At 31.0% G+C, this 12,745-nt stretch carries 13 protein-coding genes, 7 tRNA genes and 1 rRNA gene; 19 read left to right on the top strand and 2 right to left on the bottom strand.

Annotation, left to right across the window (positions count from 1 at the left end; genetic code table 11):
- Positions 1 to 301 precede the first annotated feature (301 nt).
- The 10 genes from rrf (at position 302) to ACREWB_RS09320 (ending at position 2,446) form a co-directional block, all read left to right on the top strand.
- Positions 302 to 418, top strand: a 5S ribosomal RNA gene (rrf, locus tag ACREWB_RS09365).
- A gap of 43 nt (positions 419 to 461) precedes the next feature.
- Positions 462 to 536, top strand: a tRNA-Glu gene (locus ACREWB_RS09360).
- A gap of 7 nt (positions 537 to 543) precedes the next feature.
- Positions 544 to 627, top strand: a tRNA-Leu gene (locus tag ACREWB_RS09355).
- A 5-nt stretch (positions 628 to 632) separates the two neighbouring features.
- Positions 633 to 706: transfer RNA gene (locus ACREWB_RS09350), tRNA-Gly, on the top strand.
- A gap of 18 nt (positions 707 to 724) precedes the next feature.
- Positions 725 to 801 (top strand) — tRNA-Arg (locus ACREWB_RS09345).
- A 5-nt stretch (positions 802 to 806) separates the two neighbouring features.
- A tRNA-Gln gene (locus ACREWB_RS09340) sits at positions 807 to 881 on the top strand.
- A gap of 4 nt (positions 882 to 885) precedes the next feature.
- A tRNA-Lys gene (locus ACREWB_RS09335) sits at positions 886 to 961 on the top strand.
- Positions 962 to 971: 10 nt separating this feature from the next.
- A tRNA-Glu gene (locus ACREWB_RS09330) sits at positions 972 to 1,046 on the top strand.
- Positions 1,047 to 1,206: 160 nt separating this feature from the next.
- A complete protein-coding gene (gene sfsA, locus ACREWB_RS09325) occupies positions 1,207 to 1,899 on the top strand; it encodes a DNA/RNA nuclease SfsA (RefSeq protein WP_431547200.1) in 693 nt (230 codons plus the stop codon).
- Between the two features lie 55 nt (positions 1,900 to 1,954).
- Positions 1,955 to 2,446: an NAD(+) diphosphatase gene (locus ACREWB_RS09320; protein WP_431547199.1), complete on the top strand. Its 492-nt coding sequence runs from the start codon at positions 1,955 to 1,957 to the stop codon at positions 2,444 to 2,446.
- A gap of 95 nt (positions 2,447 to 2,541) precedes the next feature.
- On the opposite strand, the gene ACREWB_RS09315 is transcribed toward ACREWB_RS09320, so the two are convergent.
- Together ACREWB_RS09315 and ACREWB_RS09310 are read right to left on the bottom strand one after the other, a co-directional pair.
- Positions 2,542 to 2,886, bottom strand: a complete 345-nt coding sequence (locus ACREWB_RS09315; RefSeq protein WP_431547198.1) for a hypothetical protein — start codon at positions 2,884 to 2,886, stop codon at positions 2,542 to 2,544.
- A gap of 2 nt (positions 2,887 to 2,888) precedes the next feature.
- Positions 2,889 to 4,130: a DUF1576 domain-containing protein gene (locus ACREWB_RS09310; protein ID WP_431547197.1), complete on the bottom strand. Its 1,242-nt coding sequence runs from the start codon at positions 4,128 to 4,130 to the stop codon at positions 2,889 to 2,891.
- A 241-nt stretch (positions 4,131 to 4,371) separates the two neighbouring features.
- On the opposite strand from ACREWB_RS09310, the gene ACREWB_RS09305 reads away from it, so the two are divergent.
- The 9 genes from ACREWB_RS09305 (at position 4,372) to ACREWB_RS09265 (ending at position 12,320) form a co-directional block, all read left to right on the top strand.
- Complete coding sequence (locus ACREWB_RS09305; RefSeq protein ID WP_431547196.1) at positions 4,372 to 5,070, top strand: beta/alpha barrel domain-containing protein; 699 nt, start codon at positions 4,372 to 4,374, stop codon at positions 5,068 to 5,070.
- 42 nt (positions 5,071 to 5,112) lie between these two features.
- Entirely contained in the window at positions 5,113 to 5,289 is a 177-nt protein-coding gene (locus ACREWB_RS09300) for a hypothetical protein (RefSeq protein WP_431547201.1), read from the top strand.
- A gap of 163 nt (positions 5,290 to 5,452) precedes the next feature.
- Positions 5,453 to 5,650 (top strand): hypothetical protein, encoded by a 198-nt coding sequence (locus ACREWB_RS09295; RefSeq protein WP_431547195.1) that lies wholly within the window; start codon positions 5,453 to 5,455, stop codon positions 5,648 to 5,650.
- Between the two features lie 244 nt (positions 5,651 to 5,894).
- Entirely contained in the window at positions 5,895 to 6,968 is a 1,074-nt protein-coding gene (locus tag ACREWB_RS09290) for a pyridoxal-phosphate-dependent aminotransferase family protein (protein WP_431547194.1), read from the top strand.
- A 118-nt stretch (positions 6,969 to 7,086) separates the two neighbouring features.
- A complete protein-coding gene (locus ACREWB_RS09285; RefSeq protein WP_431547193.1) occupies positions 7,087 to 7,998 on the top strand; it encodes a D-2-hydroxyacid dehydrogenase in 912 nt (303 codons plus the stop codon).
- A gap of 35 nt (positions 7,999 to 8,033) precedes the next feature.
- Positions 8,034 to 9,278 carry a DUF1015 domain-containing protein gene (locus ACREWB_RS09280; RefSeq protein WP_431547192.1) on the top strand — a complete coding sequence of 415 codons (1,245 nt, stop codon included), beginning with the start codon at positions 8,034 to 8,036 and terminating at the stop codon, positions 9,276 to 9,278.
- Between the two features lie 140 nt (positions 9,279 to 9,418).
- Positions 9,419 to 10,177 (top strand): tRNA threonylcarbamoyladenosine dehydratase, encoded by a 759-nt coding sequence (locus tag ACREWB_RS09275; protein ID WP_431547191.1) that lies wholly within the window; start codon positions 9,419 to 9,421, stop codon positions 10,175 to 10,177.
- A 27-nt stretch (positions 10,178 to 10,204) separates the two neighbouring features.
- Complete coding sequence (locus ACREWB_RS09270) at positions 10,205 to 11,389, top strand: MFS transporter (RefSeq protein WP_431547190.1); 1,185 nt, start codon at positions 10,205 to 10,207, stop codon at positions 11,387 to 11,389.
- Entirely contained in the window at positions 11,382 to 12,320 is a 939-nt protein-coding gene (locus tag ACREWB_RS09265) for a GNAT family N-acetyltransferase (RefSeq protein ID WP_431547189.1), read from the top strand. Before ACREWB_RS09270 ends, ACREWB_RS09265 begins: the two co-directional genes overlap by 8 nt.
- Positions 12,321 to 12,745: the final 425 nt, after the last annotated feature.

Raw genomic sequence — 12,745 nt, 5'->3', positions numbered from 1 at the left:
GATAGGTTAGAGGTGTAAGCATGGTAACATGTTCAGCTGACTAATACTAATAAGTCGAGGGCTTGACCAAAATAAATAAAAGTAACATAATAGTATTAATTTTGCGATATACTCCTTTTGTAAAAAAAGAGCGAAGGTTCCGACCGTAAGGAAGGAGACTAATTTACTGTGCAATTTTGAGAGAATACTTTTCTATAAAAAAAGTAAAATTCTCTATAAAAAATGATGATGAGAGTATATTTTATATATAATATCCGTAGTCAACGACGGTAGATTCTCACTTATTATTTCTAAAAAATAATCTGGTGATTATGGCATGAAGGTAACACCCCTTCCCATACCGAACAGGTAGGTTAAGCTTCAACGCGCCAATGGTACTGCAAGGGTGACCTTGTGGGAGAGTAGGTTGTCGCCAGGTAAATACTAAAATACTAATATTTTAGTATTTTAGTATTTTATAAGGCTCCTTGGTCAAGCGGTTAAGACACCACCCTTTCACGGTGGTAACAGGGGTTCAATTCCCCTAGGAGTCACCATTTTTATGCAGATGTGGCGGAATGGCAGACGCACTAGACTTAGGATCTAGCGCCTCACGGTGTAAGGGTTCAAGTCCCTTCATCTGCACCAATTAAGCGGGTATAACTCAATGGTAGAGTGTTAGCCTTCCAAGCTAATTACGAGGGTTCGATTCCCTCTACCCGCTCCATTTTTTTATTTATAATATGTGTCTTTAGCTCAGTTGGATAGAGCAACGCCCTTCTAAGGCGTGGGCCGGGGGTTCGAATCCCTTAAGACACACCATACATTGGGATATCGCCAAGCGGTAAGGCACCACACTTTGACTGTGGCATTCGTAGGTTCAAATCCTGCTATCCCAGCCAATATGGTTTACTAGCTCAGTTGGTAGAGCACATGACTTTTAATCATGGTGTCCGGGGTTCGATTCCCCGGTAAGCCACCAAATGTTATAAGGCTCCTTGGTCAAGCGGTTAAGACACCACCCTTTCACGGTGGTAACAGGGGTTCAATTCCCCTAGGAGTCACCAGAAAAAAGTCCTTGCGATTGCAAGGACTTTTTTGTTTGTAGTTTTTTTGTGGAGTAATATGAATGTTTCCACAGAAAAACTATTATGACTGTGGATAATGATGAATTATTGTTGATAACTTTTAGAAATTAGTGTATATTTAAAAAATGGAGATGAAAATATGTTTATAAATGAAAGAGTTTTTATTGCTAAATTTACAAGTAGACCGAATAGGTTTCAAGCTTATGTAAATTTAAATGGTGTTGAATTAATGGTTCATGTTCCTAATACAGGAAGATGTAGTGAAATACTAACCCCCGGGTCTAAAGTTTTATTAAGAGAAGAACTTAATCCTAGTAGAAAAACACTATATGACCTAATTGCAGTGTATAAAAATAGTAAAATTATTAACATAGATTCACAAATTCCTAATAAGGTTGTTGATGAAGCATTAAAAAATAGAAAAATACAAAAACTTATTAAATATAATATAGTACAGAGAGAAAAAACATTTGGGAATAGTAGATTTGATTTCAGGCTATCTAATAATTTAGATGAGGTATATTATCTTGAGGTGAAGGGTGTAACATTTGAAGTAGATGGTAAAACTATGTTTCCAGATGCACCTACAGAAAGAGGAAGAAAACATATATTAGAACTTATAGAGGCTAAAAAAGCAGGTTTTGGAGCTGGAATACTATTTCTTATTCAGATGAGTAATATTAGTGAATTTTCACCATATGATGCTATGGACCAGGCTTTTGGTGATACATTAAGAGCAGCGAAAGAAAATGGCGTTGATATTTTTGCTTATGAGTGTGAAGTTGGTGAAAAATTTATAACTTTAAGTTTACCAGTTCCGGTTATTTTATAATTTAAGTAGATTTAAATAAACCCACATTAATATTAGGGTTTAGGGAGGTAATAAATTGAAATTTAAATATTGTCCACACTGCGGAAGCAAATTAATTGAAAAATATAGTTGGGATGAAGGAACAGTACCATATTGTCACGTACATGATATTATGTTTTTTGATACACCGAAACCATGCGTAATAGTTGCTGTTATGAAAGGTAAAGAAATTTTACTTCTTAAACAAAGTTATACATTTAAAAATTCAAAGGTATTAGTATCAGGATATGTAACTAATGGAGAATCCGTTGAGGAAACTGTGTATAGAGAAGTTAAAGAAGAAACAGGAATAACGGTTGGAGATATAAAATATTTAGGAAGTGAGTATTACGCTTCTAAAGAAATTATAATGTTAACTTTTTGTGCTATGTATGTTGAAGGGGATATAATTAAATCTTCAGAAGTTGAATTAGTTGAGTGGACAAGTATAGATGATGCGTTGTTTGAAATGAATGAAGATGAGATAGGTAAAAGAGTTGTTAGAAAAGTACTAATGGAAATGAAGTAACTTCTAATGCTAATCACAGAAGATTCAATTCGGATTAATTATTAAATCTTCTGTGATTGTTAAATTAAAAGAGAGGACCTAATTATTTAAAATCTTTATGGAAGTCTAGTTAAAAGGATCTCCAAATACTGACCATCTACATAATTTACGGTAGCTTCATCAATCATCATACCTACAAGTGTAAGTTCTGTACCTGTATCGGTGTCGCCAGTTAAATTCCAATAGTATTCTTCCATTTCATGCAGTCTTGGTGTGTTTAGTGATCTTTCTAAAAGTTCAATGTTTTCTTTAGATATATAGGTTATTTGTGCTTTTATAGATATAATTATTTTTTTATTATTTTTGTTAATATCAAGGTGAATATTATATGAACCGTGACTATAACAGTAATTCATCAATTCAGTGACTATTTTTATATTTCTTTGATTTGTGTGTTTCAAATTTAATCATGCTCCCTTCTAAATGCAGAAATAATTGGTATAAGAATAATACATACTATCCCACCTGCAAAACCATTATTATATAAATTTAAACCACCATGAAGATATCCAAGATTCATCATTAGACATATGTGTAAGAACCCAGCTATAGCACCATAAGCCCATCCGAATTGACCTGAAATTGGAGCCAATGTTGAACTAAACAAAATCCCAAGGACCATTCCAGGTGAAGCCACATGCCAAATATTTAATAGAGAGGCAAGTGTTGCACCAATCATAACAGGAAATACGTTACGTAGGTGCTTTCCGAATGCGCCAAAGCCAACAATGGTTAGTATTCCACCTATGGTAGGACCATTTAAATCTCCTCCGATTACAAGGACAAATAAAGTAGAATATATACCTAGGATACCCATATTTATCATGGTAATACCTCTTCCGAATACGAGGTAATAATCACTTACGAGTCTACCAGGTTGTTTATAGAGGTTAAATAAGCCTTTGAAACTATTGTTGTTCTCTATATATCCGAATAATATAATTAATATAAATAAGCAGATTAATATTATAGAAAAACATAAGTTATTACCAGTTGACCAAAGCAATCGGCTTTCGAAATTTATACCAAAGGCTCTTAGAAGTGACATTAGTAAAGTTGCAAGAAGTCCAGCAGCAAAACCTATATTATAAAGATTATAACCCTCGTGAAGTTTTAGACAGTAAGCTGCCATTGGAGGAAGAATAAAGCCGATAAATGTACTTATTATTACTCCGATAGTTATATTTAAAACAAGTGGTAAATTACCTAATAATGCTATTTGATTAACGGTAGGGGATAAAGTTGTTCCAAATAGTGCTATTAAAACATAACTTATAAACCGTTCGTTTTGATATCTTGAATACAGCCATATTCCAAATATTATTGGCCAAATATTAACAATATTTTTACCGAAAAGAGAGAAACCAGCCATTGTAAATAGTGCAGCTACAGTGGAACCATTCGGTTTTATTCCTACAAGGATAAGTAGAAATATAGAAGCTAAAACTACCAAAGACATATTAATAAAAGCTGCACCAATACCTGCAAGTTTTATGTAATCGGTTATCAGTATATTAGATTCAAAAAAAATTTTTTTAAAGCCTAAAAAGATTTCACTAGGTGTGTCAATAATAAATGCTAAAGATATAAAAATTAAGCAAAATAAAATAAACATACGATAGGTAGAATGAATTTTTTTTGGCATTAAGGACCTCCTTATTATATAAGTTTACTTTATGTAATTATATTATAGTAAATATAAAGTAATTGCTAGTATAAATTAAATAATATATTTTTTATAGTAGATTAAAGCAAGTATTAAAAGTATAATTATACTAATGATAATTACAATTTAAATAGTTAGCATAATTTAAATTGTTCCCAAAATAGCAGTGATTTTATATTAGATATACTAAAAATAATAATAAATAAGGAAGCGAATAATAATGGAAAAAAATAAAGAAGCTAAAAAGGTACCTCAAATAAAAGGGATTTTGAGAAGCCATATGATAGAGCTACCAAGCATAATAAGAGAAGCTAGCGGTATTGTAATCTTTGGGAAAAGATTAAAGTCTTTTGTTTTTACTACAGATGTAGCTGTTATAAGAAATACAAATGCGGACGCAATTATAGCAGTGTATCCATTTACACCTCAACCAATAATAACAGAGTCGCTTTTGTTAGCAGCAGACGTACCACTATTTTGTGGGGTTGGAGGGGGAATTACTACAGGGAAGAGGGTAACAAATTTAGCACTAGATGCGGAATTTAAAGGAGCTATGGGAGTAGTAGTTAACAGTCCAATAACCAACGAAGTTATAACACAGGTAAGAGAAACCATTGATATTCCAATAATAGTTACTGTTGTATCAGAATTTGAAGATATAGAAGCAAGAATAAATGCAGGAGCAACTATACTGAATGTTTCAGGAGCTAAGAGAACAGCTTATATAGTTAGAAAAATAAGAGAAAAATATTCTGATTTTCCTATAATAGCCACTGGAGGACCAAATGATAGTAGTATATTAGAAACAATACAAGCGGGGGCTAATGCTATTACCTATACTCCACCAATAGCGGCGGATATTTTAAATGAAATAATGATCAAGTATAGGAGAAAATATGAGTTGGAAAATGAAGAGTGATAATATAAGATATACGCTAATGATAAATCAATATAGACTAAAATGGTAGGTGATAAAATGGCTGTAGGTGGAGATAACTGTGATAAATGTCCTGAATATGCTACAAAGAAGTGTGATGGTAAAGATCAGGACTGCATATGCAAAAGATGCCCGAGAAATTTAGCACAGTGTTTAACTACAAAGTACTGTAGAGAAACTGAATCAATAATTAATATATAAAATTAATGATAATATGTTTTAGTAGCTTTTTCAAATATAGTTCTATAAGTTTTAGTAATTGTGTTAATTATGTGCGTGGAGTCTGTACATAGGTATTATTCTATGAAATTGGGGAAATAATAATGATAAATTGACTAGCTCAATAATAAGGAGGAGATTTTTTATGCCCAAGATAGAATATATTGAACAGATGATGCATGTTGCAAATAGTTGTAATGGATATAACGCAATAAAATCAGGATTTCAATCGTCAATAGGTACAGCATTTAGCAAAAGCTGTGGTAATTGTGAGCATTTAAAAAATGATAAATGTGATATTAATTTATACGACAAAGTTTTATCATCATTAGATCAAGGTTAATGCAAAAAAAATACATAATAAAGTATTAACTACCTTTTAAAAATGTTGAAAATAGGAACAATATATTAAATCGCACAATTTATTATATAAATAATGCGCAAAATATGCTAAAATTACCTTGAAGTAACTATTGTTATATTGTAAATTTTATAGTTTAGTGATAAAACAAAGAAGTAATAGCTACTTCAAGACAAATCGCAAAATGAATAAAAAATGGCGAAAGCCAAACCTTGGAGGTTATATTATGCATAAGAGATTATTTATACCAGGACCGGTAGAAGTAGCAGATGATGTACTTCAAAAAATGGCTACTCCACAAATATCACATAGAGGTAAGGAAGCATCAGTATTACAAAGAAACATAAGCGATAAAATGAGAAAAGTTTTTAATACTAAAGAAGAAATATTACTTTCCACTAGTTCAGGAAGTGGACTTATGGAAGGTGCTGTTCGTTCATGTACAGCAAAAAGAGCTGCAGTATTTTCAGTAGGAGCGTTTGGAAACAGATGGTTTGAAATGTGTACATCTAATGCAGTACCAGCAGATAAGTTTGAATCTGAATGGGGACAGCCAACAACTCCAGAAATGATTGAAGATGTGTTAAAGACTGGGAAATATGATTTGATAACTATTACTATGAATGAGACTTCAACTGGGCTTATGAATGACATGGATAGTTTATCTGAAGTTTATAAAAGATATCCAGAAGTTATAGTATGCGTTGATGCAGTAAGTAATGCTGCTGGAACGGAAATAAATGTAGATAAGTGGGCTATAGATATTTGTATAACTTCAACTCAAAAATGTTTGGGACTACCTGCGGGAATGGCTATTTGTTCATTCTCAAAAAAAGCAGTAGAAAGAGCAAAACTAGTTCCAAACAGAGGATCATACTTTGATTTGTTAGGACTATATGAATGTATTCAAAAGAAAAATTACCAATATCCTTCCACTCCATCACTTGCACATATGTTTGCTTTAGATTATCAATTGGATAAGATAGTAGAAGAAGGGTTAGAAAATAGGTACGCTAGACATATTGCTGGTGCTGAGATTGTAAGAGCATGGGCTACAAAATACTTTGAAGTATTCCCAAATGAAAACTTTTTGTCAAACACATTAACTAACATTAAAAACACAAGAGAGATTAGTATTTCTGATCTAAACAAGCAATTAGCGGAAAAAGGATTTATGATTTCTAATGGTTATGGGAAATTGAAAGATAAGACATTTAGAATAGCACATATGGCTGAAACTACAACAAAAGACATAGAAGAACTTTTGTTAATAATTAATGAAATTTTAGGACTTGAATAATAAAAATATAGAATTAAGAATGAAAAATTATAATGTGATTTTTCATTCTTAATTTAACTTTTATAAGAAATTGAAAATATTATTAATATATGTGATTTATATAAATAGGAGGATTATAATGATGAGAATATTAGTTACTGATGGTATGGAGAAAAATGCTATAGAAGATTTAAGATCTAAAGATTATGAAGTTGTTGAGAAGTTTTATGAGCCGGAAATTTTAGGTGAAATGTTACAAGAGTTTGATGTAGTTGTAGTTAGATCTGCTACAAAGATTAGACAACCAATAATTGATAAAGCAGCAGAGGCTGGAAGATTAAAACTTATAATACGTGGTGGAGTTGGAGTTGACAACATAGACGTAGCATATGCCATGGAAAAAGGAATAAAAGTATCTAACACTCCAAATGCAAGTAGTGCTTCTGTAGCTGAACTTGCTCTTGCTCATATGTTTGCGATATCAAGATTTATTAATATTTCAAATGTATCTATGAGACAAGGGAAATGGGATAAGAAAAAATACGAAGGCGTAGAAATTGCTGGAAAAACTTTGGGGTTAATTGGATTTGGAAGAATTTCAAGAGAACTGGCTAAAAAAGCATCTGCACTTGGTATGACAGTTATATATACAGACATAATAGGAAAAGCTAAGGATTGTGATGAATATGAATTTTTCGAATTAAATGATGTGTTAAAAAAAGCTGACTATGTATCATTACACATACCATTTTTCAAAGAAAAAGGTGCTACTATAGGAAAAGAACAGCTAGCTATGATGAAAGATGGAGCATTCCTAATAAATTGTGCTAGAGGTGGAGTAGTTGATGAAGTTGCGTTAGTAGAAGCCTTAGATAATGGAAAGTTAGCAGGAGCTGGAGTAGACGTTTATATTGAAGAACCAACTAAAAATGAAGCTTTAGTTAATAATCCGAAAGTTTCTGTAACACCACATATTGGAGCTGCAACTGCGGAAGCTCAGACAAGAATAGGTACTGAAATAACAAGCATTATTTACGATTTTTTCAAGTAAACTAGTGAAATCAATTAACTCAGGGAGGAATAATAATGGCAGTAGTAAGACCTTTTAAAACATACAGACCACAGTTAGATTTAGTAGAGAAAGTATCAGCTCTTCCTTATGATGTAATGAACAGTGAAGAAGCTAGAGAAATGGTAAAAGGGAAACCATATTCATTTTTACATGTTGATAAACCAGAAGTAGATTTAGAACCAGGAATAGACCTTCACAGTGAGAAGGTTTATCTTAAGGCTAGAGAGAATCTTCAAAAAATGATTGGTGATAAAGTATATATGCAAGATGAAAAACCTTGTTTGTATATTTACAGACAAATAATGAATGGGAGACCTCAAACTGGTATAGTTGCTTGTGCTTCAATCGATGATTATATAAATGATGTAATTAAAAAACATGAGCTAACAAGAGCTGATAAAGAGCTTGATAGATTTAATCATGTTGATTACACAAATGCTAATACTGGACCAATATTCTTAACATATAGACATAAAGATGAAGTAGACGCTATAGTAAAAAATTGGACAGAAACAAAAAAAGCAGTATATGATTTTAAGTCAGAAGATGGTGTGTCTCAAATTATTTGGGTTATAGATGAAGAAGAAGTTATAAATAAGCTATCAGCTATATTTGCTGAAACAGATTATTTATATATAGCCGATGGTCATCATAGATCGGCCTCAGCTGTTAAAGTTGGGCTAAAGAGAAGACAAGAAAACCCATCATACAAAGGTGATGAGGAATTCAATTTCTTCTTATCAGTTATATTCCCTGACAATGATTTATATGTAATGGATTATAATAGAGTTGTTGCGGATTTAAACGGAAATACCTCAGAAGAATTTATGAATAAAGCAGCTGAAAAATTTGACATAACTCCATATACAGGGGAAGGTCAATTTAAGCCAGAAGTGCAAAGAACTTACGGAATGTACTTAGATGGTAAATGGTATAAACTTGAAGCTAAAGTTGGAACTTTTAATATGAATGACCCTGTTGAAAGATTAGACGTATCAATACTTCAAAAAAATCTACTAGAGCCAGTTCTAGGAATTGATGACCCAAGAACAAATTCAAGAATTGATTTTATTGGTGGAATAAGAGGACTTGGAGAACTTGAAAGAAGAGTTAATGAAGGCATGAGTGTCGCATTCTCGATGTGTGCTACAACTATGGACGATTTGATGGATATAGCAAATGCAGGGAAAACAATGCCACCTAAATCAACTTGGTTTGAACCAAAATTACAAAGTGGAATATTTGTTCACAAACTATAATTTAATGATATGAAAAAATAGGAATGTAGAAGTAGGAAGAAAAGCCACGCATATGCGTGGCCTTTTTAAATATATAGGGTATAATAAAATTATAAATTAATTTGATTTAATTAATACAGGTTGCAAGGGAGATAAAAAATATGGCACAGCATTCATTGTCAAGAACGGAATTGCTTATAGGTATGGATAGTTTAAATAAATTAAAAGAGTGTAAAGTAATAGTTTTTGGAATTGGTGGGGTTGGTAGTTATACAGTTGAAGCACTTGTAAGAGCGGGTGTTGGAAAGTTGGTATTAATAGATGACGATACAATTTGTTTAACAAATTTAAATAGACAAATACATGCCACCCATAAAACTATAGGTAAAAGTAAGGTTTTAGTGATGAAGGATAGAATACTCGACATAAATCCTGAATGTGAGGTTATCACTCATGAAACATTTGTAACTGCAGATAATATGGCGGATATAATTACTGAAGATACAGATTATGTAGTAGATGCTATTGATACAGTGACTTCAAAAATAGCGTTAGTAGAATTCTGCAGAGAACATAATATGAATATTATATGTTGTTTGGGTACAGGTAATAAATTAGATCCAACACTATTTAGAGTCGCTGACATTTATGATACGAAAATGTGTCCACTTGCAAAAGTTATGCGACATGAGTTGCGACAGAGAAATATTGAAAGTCTTAAGGTGGTTTATTCAGAAGAAATGCCTATGAAGCCAAGGCTTGACGAAGTTATAACATGTAAGGAAGGATGCGTATGTACTGGTGGTTCAAAAAAATGTGCCATGAAAAGACAAATTCCCGGGAGCATATCTTTTGTTCCTCCAGTAGCGGGTATGATAATTGGTGGAGAAGTGGTTAAGGACTTAATAAAAGATATTTAACCCATTGAACTATAAGGGGGAAATCTATTGAAAAACAAGAACAATGTTATAGCTATAATTTTTATATTTATTATCATGGGGCTAAATGCAATGGCTGAGAATACTAGAGGAATATTTATACCAGCTTTTAAATCAGATTTTAATATAGATAATACTGGGATAGGTATAATGCTCTTTATTGGATCTTTAGCATATGTTTTGTTTTCTTATATTGGGGGAATACTTTGTGAGAAAATAGGACAAAAGAGAGTTATTATATTAGGGCTATTTTTTATGTTTTTATCACTGGTTTTATTATCAGAAATAAATGGTTATGCTACTTTTTTAATAGGTATTTTTATTATGAGTATGGGGGTAGCACTTACAGGTATAGCGATAAACACTTTAGTGCCAGTATTAATCTTAAGTTATCAAGCTATTCTTATGAATCTAATTCATTTTTGTTACGGTGTGGGAGGAGCATCGGGTCAAGCAATAGGTGGAATATTAATGTCCAAAGGTTATACTTGGAGAAATATATACTTAGGTTTATCAATTTTGTTTTTAATTCTACTAATTACATCTATTTTTATAAAATTTCCTCATACCCATAAATATAATGAAAAAAACAAAATAAATATATTAGAGATTTTAAGAAATAAAATAGTTTATTTCTATGTATTTGCATTAGGATTTTATGTATTTGCTGAGATAGCCACAGTAAGCTGGTTGGTGAATCATATAAAAGATAATTATAACTATAATAGCAGTAAGAGTGCATTTTATAGTGTAATGTTCTTAATTGTATTTAGTATAGGAAGGCTTGTGGGAGGATTTGTAGTTGAAAAATTAGATTATTTAAAAACAACTATGGCATCTTTAATAATTGCAGTGTGCTTGTTTACCTTTGGACTTATAATTGGACAAGATGGCCTTATAATAATATCTATTTCAGGTTTCTTTTTTGCAATTACATTTCCAACTATTGTGCTTACAATAAGCAAGGTATTTAAGCAGAATATCTCTTATATAACAGGGTTAATAGTTACATTAACTTCTTTAGTTAATATGTTACTTAACTTAGTAATAGGTAGACTAAATGATATAATTGGTACATATTTTGCTTTTTATATGATTCCACTAAGTTTAGTGATATCAATTATATTTATATATTTTATCTATATAAATACCACAAAAGATTTTAGCATTGAAAAAGGGGTTAGTAATGAATAAGGGCAAATATGTGAACTTAGAAGCTGTAAAGGGAAATGAAAGAGAATATGTAATAAAAGATAATACTTATATTATACTAGGGAGAATATTTATAGTGGAATTAGATAAACAAAATAAATTTTGTCTGTTTAGATTGAAATTCCATAAATATACTAATAAAGGTTATGAGTATCTAAAAGACGCATTAAACCTTATACTTAATATTTTGGTTAAAAACATGGGGATAAATAAAGTAAATGTAATAGCCCGTGAAAATATAAATATAAGAGCTTTTACTGATTTAGGATTTGAGTTAGAGGGTATTATTACAAATAGTATAATAATTAAGTCTGAATTTAAATCAGAAATTATGTTTGGTATAAATTCATTAGGTTTTAATAGAAATCTAATAAAAAGGGACCTTTCGATTAAAGGTAGAAATATTAATATCCAGGTATTAACTCAAGGTGATGCAGAAGAGGTGTTAGATTTCCAATTAAGAAACAGAGAATTTTTAAAGCGTTTTGAACCTTTTAGAGATGCAAGTTTTTACACTTTAGATAACCAAAAGCATAATTTAATAGAGAGTTATAAACAGTTTTTAAATGGTAATGGTATTAATTTTGGTATATATAAGGATAGTAAATTTATTGGGAAAATAAGAATATCTAATATTGTTATGGGTGTTTTTAAAAATGCATTTATAGGTTATTCTATAGATGAAAAAGAACAAGGTAATGGATATATGAAAGAAGCAGTTAAACTTGTAGTGGAATATGCATTTGAGGAATTAGAGTTACATAGAATAGAAGCAACTACTTTAATAGACAATGAAAAATCACAAAGAGTTCTAAGAAGCTGTGGATTTAAAGAACTTGGAATAAGTGAAGAGTATTTATATATAAATGGATCATGGAGAGATCACATGGTTTTTTATAAGGTTAAAGGTTAACGTCAAGTATTTATTCTCGGTTTGTATAAATATCTATGTATACCATGCCTAGTGTATCAATACGAGAAAAATGTAGAATAAGCAAGGAAACAAGATTAATTTACACTTATATTTGCGTAAGTATGATGTATATATAAATATTTATAAACTAGTATGGTAAAATAATAAATGTAGTTGCAGTTTAAAAGCTATAAAAAAATCATGGTGGCAGAGAATTTAATTAAAAAAGAATAAAAAACTGTTGACAAATGATTAAACAACTGGTAAAGTAGTAGAAGTCGTCACATAATGACAAATGAAATTGGTCTTTGAAAATTAAACAGAGAAATAGGTAAAGAATAGCAAAATAATATTTTGCTAAACCAGTTAATTACTTTAGTAAAAAGAAGTAAAATTTTAGTCGTAAGACTAAATAGTATGTAATG

It is taken from the genome of Clostridium sp. (assembly GCF_050717635.1).
Classification (GTDB): Bacteria; Bacillota; Clostridia; order Clostridiales; family Clostridiaceae; genus Clostridium_AD.
Note: the sequence above shows the minus strand (reverse complement) of the source record. Positions and strands in the feature narration are given on the sequence as shown.

Coding starts and splice junctions, on each gene's coding strand:
- ACREWB_RS09295 (WP_431547195.1), top strand. CDS start 5,453: ATGCCCAAGATAGAATATATTGAACAGATGATGCATGTTGCAAATAGT.
- ACREWB_RS09300 (WP_431547201.1), top strand. CDS start 5,113: ATGGTAGGTGATAAAATGGCTGTAGGTGGAGATAACTGTGATAAATGT.
- ACREWB_RS09305 (WP_431547196.1), top strand. CDS start 4,372: ATGGAAAAAAATAAAGAAGCTAAAAAGGTACCTCAAATAAAAGGGATT.
- sfsA (WP_431547200.1), top strand. CDS start 1,207: ATGTTTATAAATGAAAGAGTTTTTATTGCTAAATTTACAAGTAGACCG.
- ACREWB_RS09290 (WP_431547194.1), top strand. CDS start 5,895: ATGCATAAGAGATTATTTATACCAGGACCGGTAGAAGTAGCAGATGAT.
- ACREWB_RS09310 (WP_431547197.1), bottom strand. CDS start 4,130: ATGCCAAAAAAAATTCATTCTACCTATCGTATGTTTATTTTATTTTGC.
- ACREWB_RS09275 (WP_431547191.1), top strand. CDS start 9,419: ATGGCACAGCATTCATTGTCAAGAACGGAATTGCTTATAGGTATGGAT.
- ACREWB_RS09280 (WP_431547192.1), top strand. CDS start 8,034: ATGGCAGTAGTAAGACCTTTTAAAACATACAGACCACAGTTAGATTTA.
- ACREWB_RS09265 (WP_431547189.1), top strand. CDS start 11,382: ATGAATAAGGGCAAATATGTGAACTTAGAAGCTGTAAAGGGAAATGAA.
- ACREWB_RS09285 (WP_431547193.1), top strand. CDS start 7,087: ATGATGAGAATATTAGTTACTGATGGTATGGAGAAAAATGCTATAGAA.